At 64.6% G+C, this 19,230-nt stretch carries 17 protein-coding genes and 1 other RNA gene; 5 read left to right on the top strand and 13 right to left on the bottom strand.

Going from position 1 to position 19,230, the window contains the following annotated elements; all coding sequences use genetic code 11:
- Positions 1-113: 113 nt before the first annotated feature.
- From AB5Y72_RS04230 to AB5Y72_RS04220, 3 genes are all read right to left on the bottom strand, one after another.
- Positions 114-1,334, bottom strand: coding sequence for an FAD-dependent 2-octaprenylphenol hydroxylase (locus AB5Y72_RS04230; protein ID WP_368198625.1), 1,221 nt, complete (start codon positions 1,332-1,334; stop codon positions 114-116).
- 100 nt (positions 1,335-1,434) lie between these two features.
- Positions 1,435-2,658 (bottom strand): 2-octaprenyl-6-methoxyphenyl hydroxylase, encoded by a 1,224-nt coding sequence (ubiH, locus tag AB5Y72_RS04225; RefSeq protein WP_368198624.1) that lies wholly within the window; start codon positions 2,656-2,658, stop codon positions 1,435-1,437.
- Between the two features lie 184 nt (positions 2,659-2,842).
- Positions 2,843-3,412, bottom strand: a complete 570-nt coding sequence (locus AB5Y72_RS04220; protein ID WP_042076206.1) for a UPF0149 family protein — start codon at positions 3,410-3,412, stop codon at positions 2,843-2,845.
- 173 nt (positions 3,413-3,585) lie between these two features.
- Between AB5Y72_RS04220 and zapA the strand changes: the two genes are divergently transcribed.
- The gene (gene zapA, locus AB5Y72_RS04215) at positions 3,586-3,918 is read left to right on the top strand and encodes a cell division protein ZapA (RefSeq protein WP_042076205.1); all 333 of its coding nucleotides are present in this window, start codon (positions 3,586-3,588) and stop codon (positions 3,916-3,918) included.
- A 16-nt stretch (positions 3,919-3,934) separates the two neighbouring features.
- Positions 3,935-4,117, top strand: a non-coding RNA gene (ssrS, locus tag AB5Y72_RS04210) — 6S RNA.
- Positions 4,118-4,249: 132 nt separating this feature from the next.
- Here ssrS and emrD read toward each other — a convergent pair.
- The 4 genes from emrD to AB5Y72_RS04190 form a co-directional block, all read right to left on the bottom strand.
- A complete protein-coding gene (gene emrD / locus AB5Y72_RS04205; protein WP_325782967.1) occupies positions 4,250-5,449 on the bottom strand; it encodes a multidrug efflux MFS transporter EmrD in 1,200 nt (399 codons plus the stop codon).
- Between the two features lie 359 nt (positions 5,450-5,808).
- Positions 5,809-6,471, bottom strand: coding sequence for a glutathione S-transferase family protein (locus AB5Y72_RS04200; RefSeq protein WP_219142080.1), 663 nt, complete (start codon positions 6,469-6,471; stop codon positions 5,809-5,811).
- Between the two features lie 31 nt (positions 6,472-6,502).
- Positions 6,503-7,111 carry a glutathione S-transferase family protein gene (locus AB5Y72_RS04195; protein WP_325782968.1) on the bottom strand — a complete coding sequence of 203 codons (609 nt, stop codon included), beginning with the start codon at positions 7,109-7,111 and terminating at the stop codon, positions 6,503-6,505.
- Positions 7,112-7,243: 132 nt separating this feature from the next.
- Positions 7,244-7,699, bottom strand: coding sequence for a hypothetical protein (locus tag AB5Y72_RS04190; RefSeq protein ID WP_216990466.1), 456 nt, complete (start codon positions 7,697-7,699; stop codon positions 7,244-7,246).
- Between the two features lie 201 nt (positions 7,700-7,900).
- On the opposite strand from AB5Y72_RS04190, the gene suhB reads away from it, so the two are divergent.
- A complete protein-coding gene (suhB, locus tag AB5Y72_RS04185; RefSeq protein WP_042076198.1) occupies positions 7,901-8,704 on the top strand; it encodes an inositol-1-monophosphatase in 804 nt (267 codons plus the stop codon).
- Positions 8,705-8,806: 102 nt separating this feature from the next.
- Here suhB and AB5Y72_RS04180 read toward each other — a convergent pair whose 3' ends face one another.
- Entirely contained in the window at positions 8,807-9,682 is an 876-nt protein-coding gene (locus AB5Y72_RS04180; RefSeq protein ID WP_209428953.1) for an OmpA family protein, read from the bottom strand.
- A gap of 68 nt (positions 9,683-9,750) precedes the next feature.
- Complete coding sequence (locus AB5Y72_RS04175) at positions 9,751-11,724, bottom strand: methyl-accepting chemotaxis protein (RefSeq protein ID WP_368198623.1); 1,974 nt, start codon at positions 11,722-11,724, stop codon at positions 9,751-9,753.
- A gap of 145 nt (positions 11,725-11,869) precedes the next feature.
- On the opposite strand from AB5Y72_RS04175, the gene rnt reads away from it, so the two are divergent.
- Both rnt and AB5Y72_RS04165 read left to right on the top strand, forming a co-directional pair.
- Complete coding sequence (gene rnt, locus AB5Y72_RS04170) at positions 11,870-12,529, top strand: ribonuclease T (protein WP_325782970.1); 660 nt, start codon at positions 11,870-11,872, stop codon at positions 12,527-12,529.
- Between the two features lie 247 nt (positions 12,530-12,776).
- Complete coding sequence (locus AB5Y72_RS04165) at positions 12,777-14,099, top strand: Na+/H+ antiporter family protein (RefSeq protein ID WP_325782971.1); 1,323 nt, start codon at positions 12,777-12,779, stop codon at positions 14,097-14,099.
- Between the two features lie 69 nt (positions 14,100-14,168).
- Here AB5Y72_RS04165 and AB5Y72_RS04160 read toward each other — a convergent pair whose 3' ends face one another.
- The 4 genes from AB5Y72_RS04160 to AB5Y72_RS04145 form a co-directional block, all read right to left on the bottom strand.
- Positions 14,169-15,341, bottom strand: coding sequence for an MFS transporter (locus AB5Y72_RS04160; RefSeq protein WP_325782972.1), 1,173 nt, complete (start codon positions 15,339-15,341; stop codon positions 14,169-14,171).
- 104 nt (positions 15,342-15,445) lie between these two features.
- The gene (locus AB5Y72_RS04155; protein ID WP_325782973.1) at positions 15,446-16,351 is read right to left on the bottom strand and encodes a LysR family transcriptional regulator; all 906 of its coding nucleotides are present in this window, start codon (positions 16,349-16,351) and stop codon (positions 15,446-15,448) included.
- Positions 16,352-16,552: 201 nt separating this feature from the next.
- On the bottom strand, positions 16,553-18,466 hold the full coding sequence (locus AB5Y72_RS04150; RefSeq protein WP_325782974.1) for a DEAD/DEAH box helicase: 1,914 nt from the start codon (positions 18,464-18,466) through the stop codon (positions 16,553-16,555).
- A 180-nt stretch (positions 18,467-18,646) separates the two neighbouring features.
- Positions 18,647-19,108, bottom strand: a complete 462-nt coding sequence (locus tag AB5Y72_RS04145; RefSeq protein WP_325782975.1) for a hotdog fold thioesterase — start codon at positions 19,106-19,108, stop codon at positions 18,647-18,649.
- Positions 19,109-19,230 lie beyond the last annotated feature (122 nt).

The following is a 19,230-nucleotide window of genomic DNA, read 5'->3' as shown; positions in this document are numbered from 1 at the left end:
TCGTCACAATTTACGGAAAAACGTTTCGCTTCTTGCCAACATTAAAGGCTGACACCACGAGGGGGCATACTGCCCCATCAGATTAGTTTTATTGTCAAAACCCCGGGGTAAGATTAGATTTTTTCACCCTTGGCCAGGGCGGGCAGCTCCCCGTCCAGCCCCATGGCGGCCCGGATCATGCCCTGCTTGAGGGGGCCGAGGGCGTCGACGGCACAGAGCCCCACCCCGCGCACCAGCTTCTTGAGGGGGTTGCTGCCTGCAAACAGCCGCTTGAGCCCCTCCATGGCCGCCAGCATGCGGGCCGCCTCGCTCTTGCGCCAGCGTTCGTACCCGCGCAGGTTGGCGTGCAGGCCGATGTCCGCGCCCTTGCCGTGATGAATGAGGATCTGCTCCGCCAGGGCGGCGGCATCCAGCAAGCCCAGATTCACCCCCTGCCCCGCCAGCGGGTGTATGGTGTGGGCCGCATCCCCCACCAGCACCAGCCGCTCACGGGCAAAGTCGCGGGCGTAGCGGGCGGTGAGCGGAATGGCGCTGCGGGCCCCCTCCACCTTGCACAGCCCGAGCCTGCCATCGAAGGCGGCGGTGAGCTGGCGGCTGAACCGCTCGTCATCCAGGGCGCACAGCGCCTCGGCCCGTTTGGCCGGCACAGACCAGACGATGGAGCAGAGGTCGGGTTCCCACAGGGGCAGGAAGGCGAGCGGCCCCTGGGGGGTGAAGATCTGGCGCGCCACCGCCTCGTGGGGCTCGGCACAACGTACCGTCGCCACCAGGGCGTGGTGGCCATAATCCCAGCTGGTGAGGGGAATGTCCGCCTGGCGGCGCACCCAGGAGTGGGCGCCGTCGGCGGCCACCACCAGGCTAGCCGAGAGGGCGCGGCCATCCTCGAGCAGCAGCAGGGCGCCCGCTGCACTGCTCTGCAGGCTCTTGGCCCGGGCCGGGGTCAGCAGCTGGATATTGCCTGCGCCGCCGATGGCTTCCAGCAGCGCAAGCTGGATCACCCGGTTCTCGACGATGTGGCCGAGGGCGCCCTGGCGCAAACTGGCGGCATCGAACGCGATCTGGCCGAAGCTGTCCTGCTCCCACACCTGCATCCTCTCGTAGGGCTGCAGGCGGCGCGCCGCTATGCCGTCCCAGGCGCCGACCCCCTGCAGTATCCGCTGGCTGGCAAGGCTCAGGGCGCTGACCCTGTTGTCAGGCGCCGTCCCCAGCACGGGATCCGGCAGCCGGCCTTCCACCACGGCCACCCTGAGTGTGCTCTGCTTGAGGGCGGCGGCGAGCCCCAGGCCCACCATGCCGCCCCCCACGATCACCACATCTACCTCTTGCATCTGCATTCTCTTATGTCCTTTCGTGGCTGATCACCGGGATCAGCGGAGGCACGCCCGCGGGCGTCCCTCCTCAAATATGTCGAGTCCGCCGCCGGGGGCGCGCACCTCATTGGCGACACAGGTCGGTGACGAATCCCAGGGTGCGGGAGGCCAGCGGAGCCTTGAGCCAGGGCACTCTGCCCATCAGGGAGAGCGCCAGGTTGCGGCCCACCACCAGGGGGGCGTGATGGTTCGAGAAGAGCTGGGCCAGGGAGGAGGTGAGCCAGACGGTCTGGGCCTGATCCTCCCGGCGCGACTGCCAGTAGCCGCTCAGTACCTCGAAGCTGCCGATGTCCTCCTCCGCCGCGAGCGCCCGGCCGACTGCGCAGGTGAGCAGGTCAAGGTCGCGCATGCCGAGGTTGAAGCCCTGACCCGCGATGGGATGCAGCAGGTGGGCGGCATTGCCCACCAGCACGGTACGCTGGGCCAGGGGATAATCGGCCACCGTCAGCACCAGGGGATAAAGGTGACGCACGCCGGTGCGCTCGAAACGCCCCAGGCGCCAGCCAAAGGCCTGCTGCAGGCGGGCGAGAAAGGCGGCGTCATCCAGCCCCATCAACGCCTGCGCCTCGTCCCGCGGGACGCTCCAGACCAGGGAGGATAGCCCGTCCTGCATGGGCAGCAGGGCGAGCGGCCCCCCGTCGGTGAAGCGCTCGAAGGCCCGCCCGGCGAGATCCTGGGCCGTCTTGACGGCGGCGATGACGGCACTCTGGCCATAGTCGTGGCGACTGACCGGCATCTTGAAGTGCTGGCGCACGAAGGAGTGACCCCCATCGGCCGCCACCAGCAGCCGGGTGCGGTAGCGCGCGCCATCGGCCAGGGTCAGCATCACCCCCTCCTCTTCGGGCTCTATGTTCGCAAGCTGGGCCGGACAACACACCCGGATCTGCGGGGTGGCCGCCATCGCCTGCTGCAACTCGATGCCGGCCGCAGAGAGCTCGATCACCTGGCCGAGTGCAGCCAGGCCGTATTCCGCCGCCGACAGCCTGGCCTGGCCGCAGTGGCCCCGATCCGAGACGTGGATGTCGGTGATGGGGGCGCAGTGGGGGGCGAAACGGGGCCAGAGCCCGTGACGGGCCAGGGCCTCGCAGGTGCCGGCGGAGAGCGCGATGGCACGGGCGTCGAAACCGGGGTGAAGGTTGAGCTCGGTGGCGCTCGCCTCCAGCAGCAGGATCTGCAGGGGGGCCGCGTCCGGCCCCTTGAGGGCGGCGAGGGAGAGGGCCAGCACGGCGCCGCTCATACCGCCACCGACGATAGCCACGTCGACGTGAACCAGATCAGATTGAGACATGAGAAGAGGGCATGGACGAAAAACGTGGACCAATCCTACCACAAAGCCGGCAGGCAGGATGCGAAGCCACGGGCAAAAAACCGATTCGGCGCCGTCAGTTAGCGAGTCATGGCGGCCCTGACCGGCAAAACAAGGAGAGCGCCTCGTGGCGCTCTCTTGTCAGACATCCCGACGGGGCGGGCGATCAGTGCAGGGTCGGCGGGCTGCTTGGCGAGTCCGGACGCTTGCCGAACTCCTCGAACGCCATCATGACCCCCAGGCGCACGTGCTCGTAGAGCACCAGGAAGGAGGCCTCGTTCTCGTCATCCTCCTGATCGAACTCCGCCGAGACCTGGGTGATGCTGGCGATGTCCTGGATCATCTCCTGCAACTCCTCGGAGGCCTTGGAGAGTTCCTGCTGCACCACGCCAAAGCCGGCCAGGAAGGCCTGGGACCAGTCCACCAGCGAGTCGATGCGCTCGTCGAGAGGCGCCTCATCGCTTGGCAGCAGCAGCTCGACCCCTTTCTGGGCCATCAGGCTCTCGATCACCTCGTGATAGAGCTCGGTCATCACCTGGCGCACCGGTGCCGGCAGCCCGAAACCGTCGTTGATCAGATCGTTGAAATGGGGCAGCCAGCTCTTGTCGTCCAGGGCCACGCCACCGCACACCAGGCCACAGATCACGCCATGGGCCTCGACGGCCGTCGCCATCAGTTCGTGCTGCGCCATCAGGTCGGCCAGGGTCGCATATTTCAGGGGGGTCGTTTTGCTCATCTAGGATCCGCTCAAAGTTCAGGCAAATATGCAGAATTTATGGCCGAGATCCTAGCATTCTCCCCTTCCCAGAGCCAGCAAGGCCTTGAAACTTCTGCATCTGCGCTATATAGTCCCGCCCAGTTGTCCACGTGGATAAAGGCGGAAATCAGCCCCGCCGTATTGAGGAAGGCATGAGCATAGAGGCCGTAGAAATCGTCATTTTGGGACGTCCCTACAAGGTGTCTTGTCCCCTGGGACAACAGGATGCCCTGCGCCAGGCCGCCGACCAGCTGACCGACAAGCTCATCGAGCTTCGTCAACGCTCCAAGGTCTCCAGCAACGAACAGCTGGCCGTCATGGCGGCGCTCAATTTCTGTCACGAGCTCTGCCTTGAAAAAGAGAAAAACCATCAATACTCTGAGACCATGGACAAGCGGATCAAGATGCTGCAACGCACCATAGAAGCCGCCTTGATCGAGCACGGACAATACGGTGAATCCGGCGAAGAGGCGCAACAGCCCTAATCGCACCGAGTTTTGAAATTCCCTGGAGTGTTTGTCAGCCGGTTCAAGTCCCCGAGCCGATATTCATACCAAACAGGGGGTCTGCCTTCTGGCTATTGAGCATGCTCGGCCCGACCGAGAAGCCTGCGGCCAGATTAGATCTCCGCCTTGAACCGACGGTTCAAGGGCCCAAACCGGCAACGGCATCTCCGGGGTACCTATCCAAAAAGCCCGTCATCGCGACGGGCTTTTTCTTTGCCTGCGCGGCCCCCCCCTTCCACTCGCCTGCGGCGTCCCGCCACCCGGCAGGAGGCAGTAAAAAGCCCGCCAACGGGGCGGGCTCTTGGCCGTGTCAGACGGCCATCTGTTCCCGGGGGGCGCCGTGGTGGCGCAGCCAGAGGAAGCTCAAGGCCACGATCAGCACCATCAGGGTCATGATGGTCCCCAGGGTGACCTGCCCCTCCATGGGGAAGCTGGCCGCCAGCAGGGTGACCACGCCGGCCCCCAGGTTCTGCATGCCGCCGAGGATGGCGCCCGCGGTGCCCGCCTGACCCGGGAAGGGCTCGATGGCGCAGGAGGTGGCGGTCGGATAGAGGATGCCGCTGCCGATGAAGTAGACGGCGGCGCCGCCTACCAGGGAGGCCGCGCTCACCATCCCGAGCAATCCGGGCACCAGGATGATGAGGGAGCCCAGCGCCAGGAAGGCGATGCCAAGGCGCATCAGCTTGCCCTGGCTCAGGCGGTAGCTCAGGCGGGCGGAGAGCCAGGCGCCGAACAGATAACCCGGCAGCGGCAGCACGAACAGCACGCTGACGGTGCGGGCACTCAGTTTCAGCACGTCCCCCAGCAGCACGCCGGCCGCCGCCTCGAATACCGCGAGCCCCGCGAAGGTGGCCATCAGGCAGAGCAGGTTGCCCTGGAAGCGCGGGTTGCCGAGCACATGGCGATAGGCCGCGCCGACCCGCAGCGGCTGCTGCCTGGCCGCCTCCGGTAGGGTCTCGCCAAACCAGGCCAGCAGCGCAAGCGTGGTCAGGGTGCCAAAACCGAACAGGAACCAGTAGCCGGCACGCCAGTTGAACAGCTCGGTGAGCCAGCCGCCCAGCACAGGCGCCAGCAGGGGGGAGAAGATGACCCCCATGCTCACCAGGCTGTTGGCCCGGTTGAGCTCGGCGCCGCTGTAGCGATCCCGCATCACGGTCCGGCTCATGGCCCCCCCGGCGCCGGTGCCCAGCCCCTGGATGAAGCTGCCCGCCAGCAGGGCCGCGAAGTGCGGTATGAGCTGGATGACCAGGGTGCCGGCCAGGAACACCATCATGCCGATGAGCAGCACGGGGCGACGACCGATGCGATCCGACAGGGGACCGTAGACGAACTGGGAGAGGCCGTAAGGGATGAGGTAGCAGGCCATCACCGCCTGCAACTGACCGGAGGCCACATGAAAGTCCCCCGCCATCATGGGAATGGAGGGCACATAGAGGGTCTGGGTCATCTGACCCACGGCGACCATCAGAATGGTCAGGAAAAACAGGGGATAGAAACTGTGCCGATACATATGTCGTCCGAAAAAATCAAAAAGCCACCGCCCTCCGGGCAGAGATCTGCAGGAGGATCCAGACAAGGGTCGTTGAAGGATTGAAACAAGGCGGAGGACCCGCACCAGCCGGGAGCAGGACGCTCTTTGGCTTGCGATAATCTTAGTGATTCATGTCACAAAACACGAACGAATCTTTATAATCTGCTTCCCCAAGTTTTTCTAATGTGACGTGCCTGAGTCCCCGTTAGCCGGTAGTTCACAGGGTCGTAATCGGTATCGCGACGGCGCAAGGCGGGCACTGGGGAAAGAGATGCAAGGAAGGAGGGATAACAGGAGGGCAGAAAAAGAGATGGCCCATCGCAGGCCATCTTCTTGCATCAGCGGGTCACCATCTGCTGTGCCCGCTTGACCTGATCCTCGGGGCTCTCATTGCGCTGCGGTATGGTGATGCCCTTCTGGCAGGCGGGTCTGGCCTCCATGCGTGCCATCCAGGCCTGCAGATGCACCAACCCCTCGATGGAGATGCCGCTCCAGTCGTAGATGCGCACCCAGGGCCAGGTGGCGATGTCGGCGATGCTGTACTCGTCGGCCAGATACTCATGGTGTGCCAGATGACCGTCGAGCACCTCGAACAGGCGTCGCCCCTCCTTCTGGTAACGCTCGATGGCGGCCGGGATCTTCTCGGGGAAATAGCGATAGAAGACGTTGGCCTGCCCCATCATGGGACCGACGCCCCCCATCTGGAACATCAGCCACTGGATGGCCTGGGAGCGGCGCTTGGGATCCTGCGGCAGCAGCTTGCCGGTTTTTTCCGCCAGATAGATCAGGATGGCGCCGGATTCGAACACGGCGAAGTCACCGTTGTCCCGATCGACGATGGCCGGGATGCGACCATTGGGGTTGATGGCCAGAAACTCGGGTTTCTTCTGCTCCATGGTCGAGAAATCAAGGGGAATGACCTTGTAGGGCAGTCCCAGCTCCTCGAGGGCGATCGACACCTTGAACCCGTTGGGCGTGGCAGCAGTGTACAACTCTATCATCTTGGACTCCTTGGATGTTCAGAGGTAAGGATCAGGCCTGGGCGCTGGGACGGGTGCTCACCCGCTCATGCCAGGCCTGCAAATTGGGTTGTTCGGGGGTGGTGCGCAGGCCGACGACCTTGCCAAAGTCGAGAGTGCACAGGGCCAGGATGTCGGCAATGGTGAAGCGATCCCCGGCAACATAGGACACCTCGGCAAGACGGGCATCGAGCTTGTCAAACCAGGCCAGCGCCTGTTGCTTGCACTCTTCACCCCACTCGGGGAAGAGGGTCTCCCTGTCCTTGTAAAAACCGGTGATGTGGCGAAACGCCATGCCGGTCGGCAGCCAGAGGTTGAACTCGATGAAGCGGCTCCACATCTCTATGGTGGCGCGCTCGAGCGCCGTGCGACCAAACAGGTTGGGTTCTGGGTTGAGCTCTTCAAAATAGCGGCAGATGGCCAGGCTTTCACTGAGACAGCTACCGTCATCGAGTTCCAGCACCGGAATGCGTCCCGCCGGATTCTTGGCCAGGAAGGCGGGCGCCAGGTTTTCCCCCGCCCCCAGATCGACCTGATGATAGGCCATCTCTATGCCCTTCTCCGCCAGAAATATCCTGACCCGGCGGGCATTGGGGGCCCGCTTCAATTCATAGACCTTCATCTCACCCCCTGTGGCGGGACAGATCGGAGCCATCTCCCAGCAGGCGAGCATGGGCCATGGCGCACGGCGCAATATCGGTCTGTTATGACAAATATTGCGCCGTTTGAACAGTCCACATTGAGGGGGAAACGACTAGCTGCACATCGCCATGGGCTGACGCTGACGCAGCAGGATGAGACGGGAAAGCAGCGGGAAATAGGACTCGAGCTTGCTCTGCAGCACTAGGCTGCAGGCGGGATCCGCCAGCTCCGCCTCATCCAGCACTATGCCATTGGAAACGAAGTAGAAGTGGGGATCCCTGACATCCGGCCCCCGGGGGGGATGGTCATATTGTCGATGCACCAGGAGGGGCAGCACCGGCAATCCCAGCGCCTCGCCGCTGGTGCTCCAGGCGGGAGCCGGCCATGCACCGCCATCTTCTTCCAGCAGCAAGATGGCTGCTTCCTCCTTCGATGGTTGCCACTGCCCCGGCTGTGACACCCGGATCTCGCTGAAGTAATCCCCAAATCCGCTGGCGCTGCGCAAGGCGGCCAGCACACTCAATGTCGTCGCTGCCGACGGTTTTTGACTGACTAATGACAGATTCATGGCTCATATCCCTATGCTCACCACAGCCTGTTCTCCGGCTGTCGCGATAAGACTAGACGAAGATGAGCCTTTATTGGAGCCGTCAGATCTGTCAGTCCCGAACGTGATCGCGCCCGGGCATAACGGTTGCTATTCCCGGATATCTTGGTAAGATATCGCGTCCTTTTATCCCCCCGTTCTTTAACATCCAGTGGTGAACCTATGCATCCGATGCTGAATATCGCCGTGCGCGCTGCGCGCAACGCCGGTCAAGTAGTAGTAAAAGCCTTCTCTCAACCCGAGAACATCGAGGTTATCCAGAAAGGCAGCAATGACTTCGTGACCAACGTTGACCGTGACGCCGAAGCGGCCATCATTCATACCATCAAGAAATCTTACCCGGAACACAGCATCGTGGCTGAAGAGTCCGGCGAGATCGCCGGTACCAATCCGGATTACCAATGGATCATCGACCCACTGGATGGCACGACCAACCTGGTCAAGGGCATTCCGCACTTTGCCGTCTCCATCGCCCTGCGCGTGAAGGGCAAGACCGAGCAGGCCGTCGTCTACGATCCCATCCGTGACGAGCTGTTCACGGCCACCCGTGGCAACGGCGCCCAGCTGAACGGCTACCGCATCCGGGTCGGCAAGGCCAAGGATCTGTCCGGCACCATCCTGGCGACCGGCTTCCCGTTCAAGCAGAAACACCACATCGAGTCTTATCTGAAGATGTTCCAGAGCATGTTCATCGAGTGTGCCGACATCCGCCGCGCCGGCTCGGCCGCGCTGGATCTGGCCTATGTGGCCGCCGGCCGCGTCGACGGCTTCTGGGAGATCGGCCTCAAGCCCTGGGACACCGCAGCCGGTGAGCTGCTGGCCAAGGAAGCCGGCGCCATCGTCACCGACTTCGTCGGCGGTCACAACTACGAGAACTCCGGCAACATAGTGGTGGCCAACCCCCGTGTGTTGAAAGAGATGCTCGGCAAGATCCGCGAAGAGCTGCCGGAATCCCTGGCCAAGTAAGCTCGCGTTTCGCTCAAGAAAAATGCCAGTCGGCCCGGCCGACTGGCATTTTTTTATGGCTGCGTGAAGTGGATGATTCGCCAGCCCGGGTACGCGACGCGCTCAGATGGTGCCGTTACGGCCCATGTTGATCACCACCCGCCGGTTCTTGGCACGGCCTGCCTCCGTCTCGTTGGAAGCCACGTGCTGCTTCTCGCCGTGCCCCTCCACCGAGACCTTGCCCTCCTCGATGCCGAGATCCACAAACACCTGCTTGATGGCATCGGCTCGTTTCTCGGACAGCTTCTGGTTCGGCCAGCGACCGCCATAGCTGTCGCTGTAGGCGTCGATCACCACCACGTCTATGCTCTTGTCCGCCTTCACGTACTCGCCGATCATCGCCAGCCGTCGCTTGGACGCCGGCGACAACTGGTCGCTGTTTTTGTCATAGGAGAGCACGCTGAAGGCGATGTCGTTGAAGCTGTAGGGCAGCAAACCGCTCAGGCAGTCCATGAAGGCCTGGTATTTGACCCTGAAGTTGACCGACGAGAGAGAGACCCTTACCGGCCTGTCCTGGCGGTACCAGTCGCGATACTGGAAGGTCGGCATGCGCCCGCCTTCCAGCTCGTCCAGCATGGTCCAGGCGGTCTGGCCCGCGACCAGGCCGTCGAACTGCTGGTAGAACTGCAGCTGGCTTATCTGCCTGCCGGAGACCCCGGGACGCCAGCTGGGCGGCATGATCCCGAGGCTCACCGTCTGGGTACGCGCCTGGGGCCGCTGCCCCTTCAGCTCGAAGTCCAGATTGATCTTGCGCCCTGCCCGGCTGACGAAGGCCCCCGTCCCCCAGCGGGGAATGGGATGCTCCAGCCGGCACTCCACCTGTGTGTCCGAGGTCAGGCGCCAGACGGACTGATCCAGGCCGGCGCCGAATTCGGTCACTCCCGCCTGCAATGGCATACTCACGGATATGCTGATCAACCCCAACATCCAAGCATTCAACGGCTTGCCCTCCACACTATCTCGAATTACCTATCGGCCGTGGCGGGGCAAGCTTTAGGGCAAAACGCTCAGTCGGTGGGAGAACGCGCCATCAGTTTGAAGCTGGCGAGACGCTCCGCGAGCTCCCTGGCCAGGGTGTCCAGCTCGGCGCTGTGCTGCTGCAGGGTTTCCGAATGCTGGCGATGGGCCTCATAGACCTCGCGGATGGTCATCACGTTGTGCTGGATATCGTCGGTCACGTAGCGCTGCTCCTCGGTGGCGGTGGCCACCTGGGCTGTCATGTCGCTCACCTTGCGCACCTCGTCGACGATGACATTCAGCTCGCTCCCCGCCCGCCTGGCCTCTGTCACGCTCAGACCGGCCTGCTCTGTGCCCATGTGCATGGCGGTCACCGCCTGATTGGCCCCCTGGCGCAGACGGCCCAACATCTGCGCAATGTCGTCCGCGGCCTGCTGGGTGCGGGAGGCGAGCGCCCTCACCTCTTCGGCCACCACCGCAAAGCCACGGCCGGACTCCCCGGCGCGGGCCGCCTCGATGGCGGCATTGAGGGCCAAGAGGTTGGTCCTGTCCGAGATCTGCTTGATGAGGTTCAGGGCCTCTCCCACCGCCTCGGTGTCCTGATGCAGGCTGTCCACCAGGTGCCGGGTGTCGACCAGGGTGCCCGCCACCTGCTGGATGGCGTTGATGGTATGATCCACCTCCCTGTCCCCCTGCCGGGCCCGGCCGATGGCCTGCTGAGTCGCCTGGGAGGTCTGGGTGGCGTTGCGGGCTATCTCGGCCACCGTCGAGGCCATCTCGGTGGCGGCGGTCGCCACCAGGTCCACCTGGCCAAATCCCCTGACCACGCCGGCGTTCACCTCGGCGATGACCCCTGCCGAGACGGCGGCGCTGCGCCTCAGCACGTCGCAGGAGTGGCGCACCGCCAGCAGCAGGCTCTCCAGGTGGGCGAGGAAGCGGTTCAGATCCCGCGCCAGCGCCCCCAGCTCATCCCCCGAGCGCCAGTCGACCCGCACGGTCAGGTCGTTCTCCTGCACCAGCCGCTTGAAGGTCTGGTGCAGGGTCATGAAGCCCAGATGCAGATCCCGCACCACCCGCCAGCAGACGAAGGTGGTCAGGACGATGCACAGCAGCACGCCAAACGCCCCCCACCAGAGCGCGCGGGCGCTGTCTGCCCGCATCTGCTCGACCCGCTCGAAGAGCTGCAGATAGAGGCGATCCTCGATCTCCTTGAGCAGGCCTATCTTGTCGGTGCTCAGGGCAAACCAGGCCTCCGCATCCACCCCGAACCCGCCGCTGGCCGCCTTGTCCAGGGCCAGCGTCTCCATGGCCGCCACCTTGGCCACCACCGGGGAGGCCAGGCTCTCCCTCAACAGCTGGCGCTGGGCGGGACTCGCCACCGCCTGGAAACGCTCGAGATAGGTGTTCTGGGCCGCCAGCAGGGAGATGAACTGCTGCAACAGCGCCGGGGTGAAGCTGCCTCGCCCGAACACATTGCTCAGGGTCGCCCGCTCCAGCCCCATGCGCTCCTTGCTCTGCAGGAAGGCGGCGTAGGCGGTGGTCTGCAGCGCTATGGTGGCGTCCCGGCTGTCGACGCTGATCCCGTCCACCACCGCCAGCAGCTCCGTCACGAGGCGGGTGTAGAAGCCGACCGGCTCCGCCACCTCGACCCCGAGATCACTGACCCGCTCACGCATGGCGGTGAGCCCCGCCAGAGCCTGCTGCACCTCGGTCAGGGCCAGCAGGGCCGGCTCCTGGCGAAAACGCTGCAACAGGGTGTCCACCACCTTGCGCTGGGCGGGCAGCGCATCGCGGAACTTGTTGCCGCCGGACCCCAGGAAGCCGGCCGACATGCCACGCTCCTTTTGCAGTTCGTGGGCGAGCTGCGCCGCCTCCTTCACCACCTCCAGCGCGGCCCTGGCCTCGCTCATCTCCTGCTCGACCCGGTAGCGCTCATAGACATAGCGACCGGAAAAAAACAGCAGGGCCAGCAGTGGCAGACAGACTACCAGCAGCATCTTGTGCGCCAATCCCAGCTTCATCATCGCCTCTCCCTCCATGGTTGAAGTCGCCAATTATAAGCTCAAGCGCTTCAAAGAGAACCAGATGCCGGCCCCATGACGGCGGATAAGGGACAAGGGCCCGCTTTTTTGCCATAATGCCGCCTCCTTTCATGCCGACCGAGATACCATGACCGACGCCGTTCACACCCTCAAGGGCCGCTTTCGTGGCTTTTACCCCGTCGTCATCGATGTTGAAACCGCCGGATTCAATGCCAAGACCGATGCCCTGCTGGAGATAGCCGCCCACACCCTCAAGATGGATGAACAGGGCTGGCTAGTGCCCGATCAGATCTTCCATTTTCATGTCCAGCCCTTTGAGGGGGCCAACCTGGAGAAGGCGGCGCTGGAGTTCACCGGCATCGATCCCTTCAACCCCCTGCGCGGCGCCGTGGACGAGAAGGAGGCGCTCACCGAGATCTTCAAGGGGGTGCGCAAGGGCATGAAGGAGAGCGACTGCGGTCGCGCCATCATCGTCGCCCACAATGCCACCTTCGATCACGGCTTCGTGATGGCCGCCGCCGAGCGGGCCGGCCTCAAGCGCAATCCGTTCCACCCCTTCGCCACCTTCGACACCGCCGCGCTCTCGGGCCTGGCCCTGGGGCAGACGGTGCTGGCCAAGGCGTGCCAGAGTGCGAACATCCCCTTTGACAACAAAGAGGCCCACTCCGCCCTCTACGACACCGAGCGCACCACCGAGCTGTTCTGCCATATCGTCAACCGCTGGAAGAGTCTGGGGGGCTGGCCCCTGGCCACCTCGGATGACAGCAGCGACGACGCCGGGGTCTGAGAGTCCCGACCTGCCCAGACAGGCTGCCGGACGGCAGCCTGTCTGCGTTACAGGGGTCCGATAGGGGGTGAACAGGTTGGACCAGGAGAGGCGGCGAAGCCCAGGCACCGGGTTGCCAGCAACCTTGTGCCACAAGATGCTGCCGATGGCCGGGATCCGCCGATTTTTTTCTCGACATTTGCCCGGTTTTTCGCAAACTAGCTGCCTTTCACTCGACAGACAGCAATACAATCCATAAGGAAATCAAATGAATCCTGTTGTTATCGCGGTGGCGCTGATGCTGGTGCTCAGCCTGCTGCGGATCAATGTGGTGGTCTCCCTCGCCATCGGCGCCATCGCAGGTGGCCTGCTCGGCGGCCTCTCCCTCGAGAAGACCCTCAGCACCTTCACCGGCGGCCTGGGTGGCGGCGCCGAGATCGCCCTCTCCTACGCCATGCTGGGGGCTTTCGCGGTGGCCATCTCCCGCTCCGGCATCACCGATCTGCTGGCCCGCAAGGTCATCAGCCAGCTCGGCAAGGATGCCAGCAGCTCCCGCATTCTCTGGGTCAAGAGCCTGCTGATCACCTCCCTGCTCGCGGTCTCCATCTCCTCCCAGAACCTGATCCCGGTGCACATCGCCTTCATTCCCATCCTGATCCCGCCGCTTCTGCACGTCATGGCCCAGATGCAGATCGATCGTCGCCAGGTGGCCTGCGTCATCACCTTCGGCCTCACCGCCACCTACATGCTGCTGCCGGTGGGCTTTGGCGGCATCTTCCTCAACAACATCCTGGCCAAGAACCTCGTCGACAACGGCGTGCCGGTGGAATACAGCCAGATGCCGCTGGCCATGGCCATCCCGGTGCTCGGCATGTTCGTCGGCCTGCTCATCGCCGTCTTCTTCAGCTACCGCAAGCCGCGCCAGTACGATCTGGAGAAGATCCTGGCCGCCGAGCCCGAGACGGTGGAGCTCAACCTGAACCACATCTGGGTGGCCCTGCTGGCCATCGCCGTGGCGCTGGGGCTGCAGCTGATGACCAACAGCATCGTCCTCGGGGCGCTGGCGGGCTTCGTCATCTTCACCTGCGGCGGCGTCATCAAGTTCCGTGAGAGCCAGGACGCCTTCACCCAGGGGGTGCGCATGATGTCCCTCATCGGCTTCATCATGATCTCCGCCGCCGGCTTCGCCGCCGTGATGAAGGAGACCCACGGGGTGGAGAGCCTGGTGCAGTCCGTCTCCGGCATGATGGCGGGCCACAAGGGACTGGCCGCCTTCCTGATGCTGCTGGTGGGCCTGCTCATCACCATGGGGATCGGCTCCTCCTTCTCCACCGTGCCCATCATCGCCACCATCTACGTGCCCCTGTGCATCCACCTCGGCTTCTCGCCCATGGCAACCATCGCCCTGGTGGGAACCGCCGGTGCGCTCGGGGATGCGGGCTCCCCCGCCTCCGACTCGACCCTGGGCCCCACCTCGGGCCTCAATGCCGACGGCCAGCACGACCACATCTGGGACAGCGTGGTGCCCACCTTCATCCACTACAACATCCCGCTGGTGATCTTCGGCTGGGTTGCCGCCATGGTGCTCTAACCACCAGCACAGGATGCAAGGCTGAAAAAGGCGACCCCGGGGTCGCCTTTGTTGTCTCCGGCACCGCCATCAGCCGGCAGCTTGCAGAGGACGCCGCCCGGCCAGGGCACAGAGACAGGCCACCAGCGCCAGCCCCATGCCCACCGAGCCCACCCCCACCCAGTGCCCCTGCTGCCAGGCCAGCATGGCCAGAGTCGACCCCAGGGTGCCTCCCAGAAACATGCCGGTCATGAAGAGGGTGTTGACCCGCCCCCTCGCCTCGGCCCTGAGGCCATAGATCCGCTGCTGATGGGCGACCAGTGCGCTCTGTACCCCGAGATCCAGCAGGATGACTCCGCACGCCAACCCGGCCAGGGAGATCCAGGCCTCGAAACAGACCCAGGCCAGCGCCACCAGCACGGCTCCTCCCAGCACCACGGGCCTGGCCCCCAGGCTGTCTGCCAGCCGGCCCGCCAGCGGGGCGGCCACCACCCCCGCCACCCCGATGGCGCCGAACAGGCCGGCGACATCGGCCCCCAGCCCGTAGCCGGGCTCGGCGAGATAGAAGGCCAGCACTGTCCAGAAGGCGCTGAAGGAGGCAAACAACAGGGCCTGGATCAGGGTGGCACGGCGCAAGGCGGGCTCCTCCCGCCACAGGCCCATGAGCGAGCGCAGCAGACGGCCATACCCCAGGGTGGTGCGCGGCAACCCGAGCGGGATCGTCCTGGCCATCAGCAGGGCCCCCAGCAGGGCCAGGGGTACGGCGAGCCAGAACATGGCACGCCAGCTGCCGTAGGCGGTGACCAGCCCGGCGAGGGTGCGGCTGAGCAGGATCCCGGCGAGCAAACCGCTCATCACGCTGCCGACCACGGCACCACGCCGGGCCGGAGCCGCCAGGGTCGCCGCCACCGGCACTATCTGCTGGGCCGCCGTAGCACCGATGCCGAGCAGCACAGAGGCCAGCATCAGGCTGATGGCCCCGCTGGCCGTGGCGGCCAGCAGGGAGGCCAGGGCGATCAGCCCGAACTGCCCCACGATGAGCCAGCGGCGCTCGACCACATCGCCAAGCGGCACCAGGAGCAGCAGGCCTGCGGCATAGCCGAGCTGGGTCAGCATGGCGATCAGGGCGATGGCGGGCTGCCCGGGAAAGTCGTTGGCCATCACCGCCAGCATGGGCTGGTTGTAATAGATGTTGGCGACCGCCAGGCCGCACGACAGGGCCATGGCGAAGAGCAGGGAGGGGCTGGGTTGCGATGTGCTCACGTTGTCATCCTCTTGGCTGAATGGATCCCGCGCTGAGGCGGGCCGGATGCACACAGCCTACCCGGGGACGCGGGTCGCCAGTAGGCGGCCTCACGCCATAACAGCTATTCCGCCTGCGCATGCCCCAGGCCACAGTGGCCTGCCATGAAGCTCAGGAAGGCGCCCGCCTTGGCGCTGAGCTCGCGGCCAGCCGGCAGCAGAGCCCAGAGATCCAGCGTGGGCAGTTGCCACGCAGGCAGCACCGCCACCACCTCCCCGCTGGCGAGCTCGGGGGCGAACATCCACTCCGATGCGATGCCAAGCCCCAGCCCTGCCAGCACGGCGGCACGCATGCCCTCGGCCGCCGAGACCGTCAGCCGGCCACGCCCCGACACCTTCACCTCCTCCTCCCCCCGATGAAACCGCCACTGCTGCCCCATCCCGGGTTTCGGGCTGTAGATCACCAGCTCATGGTCTTGCAGATCCCCGGGAGAGGCCGGCGCCCCCCTGGTCGCCAGATAGGCCGGGGTGGCCAGCACCCGCATCCCGCACTGGGAGAGGCGGCGGGCCACCAGCGCCGAGTCCGCCTGTGCCCCCAGCCGCAAGGCGACGTCGATGCCGGCCGGGATGAGATCGATGTTGCCGTCATCCAGCAGGATCTCGAGCTCCAGTCCGGGATGGTCCGCCAGAAAGCCGGCAAGACGGGGGATGATGTGCAGGCGGGCGAAGGTGACGGGGGCGCTCACCCGCAGGCGTCCGCTCAGCCCGGCCCGGCACTGCTGCACCATGGCCTCGGCCTCGTTGACCTGGAGCAGGATCTCCCTGGACTTCTGGTAATAGGCCTCCCCCGCCTCGGTGGGCATCAGGCCGCGGGTCGAACGCAGCAGCAGGCGGCTGCCGAGGTGCTCCTCCAGCTGGGCGATCAGCCTGGAGACAGTGGGCTGCCCCAGCCCCAGCCGGCGGGCCACCGCCGAGAAGGAGCCTGTCTCCACCGCCAGCACGAACACCTCCATCATCCCCAATCGATCCATGCATCCCCCTCAATCCACGGCTACGACGGCGTCACGCCGTCCGGCCAAGGTAACACCAGGCCCTGGCCGGCTCCACTCCTGCGTTGCGGCACCAGAGGCAACAGGACGCCGCCAAGGCGGCGAGGAGCGAGTCCGCCCTGCGCAGCGCGCATAAAAAAAGGCCGCTCATCATGAGCGACCTCTTGTCAGCAGGATCCGGACTCAGCTGTCGCGGCGCTTGCTGAACTTGCGATCCTTGTTGAAGCCACCTTCACGGCGCTCCCCACCCTTGTTGAAGGGACGGTCACCGCTGGGACGGCGATCCTTGTTGAAAGGACGCTCCTTGTTGAAGGGGCGGTCACCACGGGGCGGACGGGGGGCAGTGTTGCTGCCGGCCGGCACTTCGGTGTAGCGGGTGATCTGCAGCGGACGCTGGCAGACACGGGCCTTCTTGATCACCTCCAGCACCTCGGCGCTGATGCCCTTGGGCAGGTCGACGGTGGAGAAGTCGTCGGCGATGTCGATGTTGCCGATGAAGCGGCTCTCGATGTTCGCCTCGTTGGCGATGGCGCCGACGATCTGGCCCGGCTTGACGCCGTGATGGGCACCCACGTCCACGCGGTAACGCTCCATCTCCACGTCCGGGTTGTCCTTGAGCGGACGCGGCTCCAGGGATGGCATGCGACGGGCCGGGCGATCGCCGCGGTCACCGAAGTCACGGTTGCCGAAGTCACGACCACCGCGGTCGTTGAACTCACGGCGCTCGAAGCCACCGCGATCGTTGCCGGCGTTCAGCAGCGGATCCGGGATGGAGTCGTCCAGCAGCAGCGGCTGGTCGCCCTGCACCAGCTTGGCCAGCGCGGCAGCCAGCTCCAGCGGATCGGCGGAATCCTCTTCGATCAGCTCGTTCACCAGGTTGTGGTAGATCTCGAGCTCCTCGCCCATCATGGTCTCGCGGATGCGCTCCTTGAACTTGGCCAGACGGTGCTGGTTGATGTCCTCGGTGCTCGGCATCTTCATCGGCTCGATGGCCTGGCGGGTAGCGTGCTCGATGGCGCGCAGCATGCGGCGCTCGCGAGGAGCCACGAACAGGATGGCCTCGCCCTTGCGACCGGCACGACCGGTACGGCCGATACGGTGCACGTAGGATTCGGTGTCGTAGGGGATGTCGTAGTTCACCACGTGGGTGATGCGCTCGACGTCCAGACCACGGGCGACCACGTCGGTGGCGATCAGGATGTCCAGCTGGCCCTGACGCAGCTTGTCGACGGTGCGCTCACGCAGCTTCTGCGGGATGTCGCCGTGCAGCGCCTCACAGGCGTGACCGCGGGCGGCCAACTTGCCGGCCAGCTCCTCGGCGGCGTTCTTGGTACGCACGAACACCAGCAGGGCTTCGTAGGATTCCACTTCCAGCAGACGGGTCATGGCGTCCAGCTTGTGCAGACCGGTCACCTGCCAGTAACGCTGGCGAATGGTGGTGGCGGTAGCAGTCTTGGAGGCGATCTTGATCTCTTTGGGCTGCTTCAGGTGCTTCTGGGCCACGCGACGGATCTGCTCCGGCATGGTGGCGGAGAAGAGCGCGACCTGACGACCGGCCGGGCACTGTTCCATGATCCAGTCCACGTCGTCGATGAAGCCCATGCGCAGCATTTCGTCCGCTTCGTCCAGCACCAGGGCCTTCAGGCCGGAGAGGTCCAGGTTCTTGCGACGGATCAGGTCCATCACGCGGCCCGGGGTACCGACGACCACCTGGGCACCGCGGCGCAGGGCGCGGGTCTGGGTTTCATAGGAGGCGCCGCCGTAGATGGGCAGCACGTGGAAATCGGGCATGTGGTGGGCATAGCGTTGGCACGCTTCAGCCACCTGCAGGGCCAGTTCGCGGGTCGGCGCCAGCACCAGGATCTGGGTGTTGCGGTTACCAGCTTCCAGACGAGACAACAGAGGCAAGGCAAAGGCAGCGGTCTTCCCTGTACCGGTTTGCGCCTGCCCCAGCAGATCGTGTCCCGCCATCAGGTGGGGAATTGCTGCGGCCTGGATGGGGGACGGGCGCTCATAGCCCACGTCCTGCAGCGCTTTCAATACGGGCGCGGCCAGTCCAAGCTCACTAAAAAGGGGCAGTTGTTCGGTATCAGACATAGATTCTTCCAGATTAAGGCAGGCGGCTAACACCGCGGAATAGCAAAAAGGCGGCGATTATAGCGCCACTTTGTTCTGCTGTCTTGAAAAATGTGATAGGCCTCTCAAGACGTTGGCAATTATAGAGGGATCTCGCGACTATGGCTTGCTTATTTTGCACTCATGGTGCGTTATTGCCGATCACTCATCACTCGAGTCCTTGCCCCGCTTGTGTTTGAGCACCGCCATGGTCAATCGGCTGGTGCACAATAAACGCCCACGTTCATCGCGGATTTCAATCTGCCACACCTGGGTGGTCGCCCCCAGATGCAGCGGCGCACAGCGCCCCGTCACCACCCCTTCCCGCTTGGCCCTCAGGTGGTTGGCATTGACCTCCAACCCCACGCAGTAGCTCTCCTCCCCCACCGCCATGTTGGCGGCCAGAGACCCGAGCGTCTCCGCCAGCACCACGGACGCCCCGCCGTGCAGCATGCCGAGCGGCTGATGGGTACGGTGATCCACCGGCATGGTGGCCTCCAGCCAGTCGGGACCAAAGGCGGTGTAGCGGATGTCGAGGTGGGCCATCAGGGTGTGGCGGGAGCTGGCGTTGAGCCCCTCCAGGCTCATGGGCTTGCGCCAGATGGGGGCGTTCTCTTGACTCATGGCGAGCGGACTCCTTGCGTGATCAATGGGTTATCGTCGAGCTGTGTCGGCGAACGTGCAGTGTCGGCGAAAAAGGACGGAAAAAAAAGATGCCCCGCGTGGGGCATCCTGTATCCGAACTG

The sequence above is a fragment of the Aeromonas sp. R7-4 genome (genome assembly GCF_040908055.1).
Lineage (GTDB): Bacteria > Pseudomonadota > Gammaproteobacteria > Enterobacterales > Aeromonadaceae > Aeromonas > Aeromonas sanarellii.
This window is presented reverse-complemented; position numbering and strand designations above follow the sequence as displayed.

Excerpts from the sequence above, each read along its gene's own strand:
- AB5Y72_RS04230 (WP_368198625.1), bottom strand. The coding sequence starts at position 1,334 with ATGCAGATGCAAGAGGTAGATGTGGTGATCGTGGGGGGCGGCATGGTG.
- ubiH (WP_368198624.1), bottom strand. The coding sequence starts at position 2,658 with ATGTCTCAATCTGATCTGGTTCACGTCGACGTGGCTATCGTCGGTGGC.
- AB5Y72_RS04220 (WP_042076206.1), bottom strand. The coding sequence starts at position 3,412 with ATGAGCAAAACGACCCCCCTGAAATATGCGACCCTGGCCGACCTGATG.
- zapA (WP_042076205.1), top strand. The coding sequence starts at position 3,586 with ATGAGCATAGAGGCCGTAGAAATCGTCATTTTGGGACGTCCCTACAAG.
- emrD (WP_325782967.1), bottom strand. The coding sequence starts at position 5,449 with ATGTATCGGCACAGTTTCTATCCCCTGTTTTTCCTGACCATTCTGATG.
- AB5Y72_RS04200 (WP_219142080.1), bottom strand. The coding sequence starts at position 6,471 with ATGATAGAGTTGTACACTGCTGCCACGCCCAACGGGTTCAAGGTGTCG.
- AB5Y72_RS04195 (WP_325782968.1), bottom strand. The coding sequence starts at position 7,111 with ATGAAGGTCTATGAATTGAAGCGGGCCCCCAATGCCCGCCGGGTCAGG.
- AB5Y72_RS04190 (WP_216990466.1), bottom strand. The coding sequence starts at position 7,699 with ATGAATCTGTCATTAGTCAGTCAAAAACCGTCGGCAGCGACGACATTG.
- suhB (WP_042076198.1), top strand. The coding sequence starts at position 7,901 with ATGCATCCGATGCTGAATATCGCCGTGCGCGCTGCGCGCAACGCCGGT.
- AB5Y72_RS04175 (WP_368198623.1), bottom strand. The coding sequence starts at position 11,724 with ATGATGAAGCTGGGATTGGCGCACAAGATGCTGCTGGTAGTCTGTCTG.
- rnt (WP_325782970.1), top strand. The coding sequence starts at position 11,870 with ATGACCGACGCCGTTCACACCCTCAAGGGCCGCTTTCGTGGCTTTTAC.
- AB5Y72_RS04165 (WP_325782971.1), top strand. The coding sequence starts at position 12,777 with ATGAATCCTGTTGTTATCGCGGTGGCGCTGATGCTGGTGCTCAGCCTG.
- AB5Y72_RS04155 (WP_325782973.1), bottom strand. The coding sequence starts at position 16,351 with ATGGATCGATTGGGGATGATGGAGGTGTTCGTGCTGGCGGTGGAGACA.
- AB5Y72_RS04150 (WP_325782974.1), bottom strand. The coding sequence starts at position 18,466 with ATGTCTGATACCGAACAACTGCCCCTTTTTAGTGAGCTTGGACTGGCC.
- AB5Y72_RS04145 (WP_325782975.1), bottom strand. The coding sequence starts at position 19,108 with ATGAGTCAAGAGAACGCCCCCATCTGGCGCAAGCCCATGAGCCTGGAG.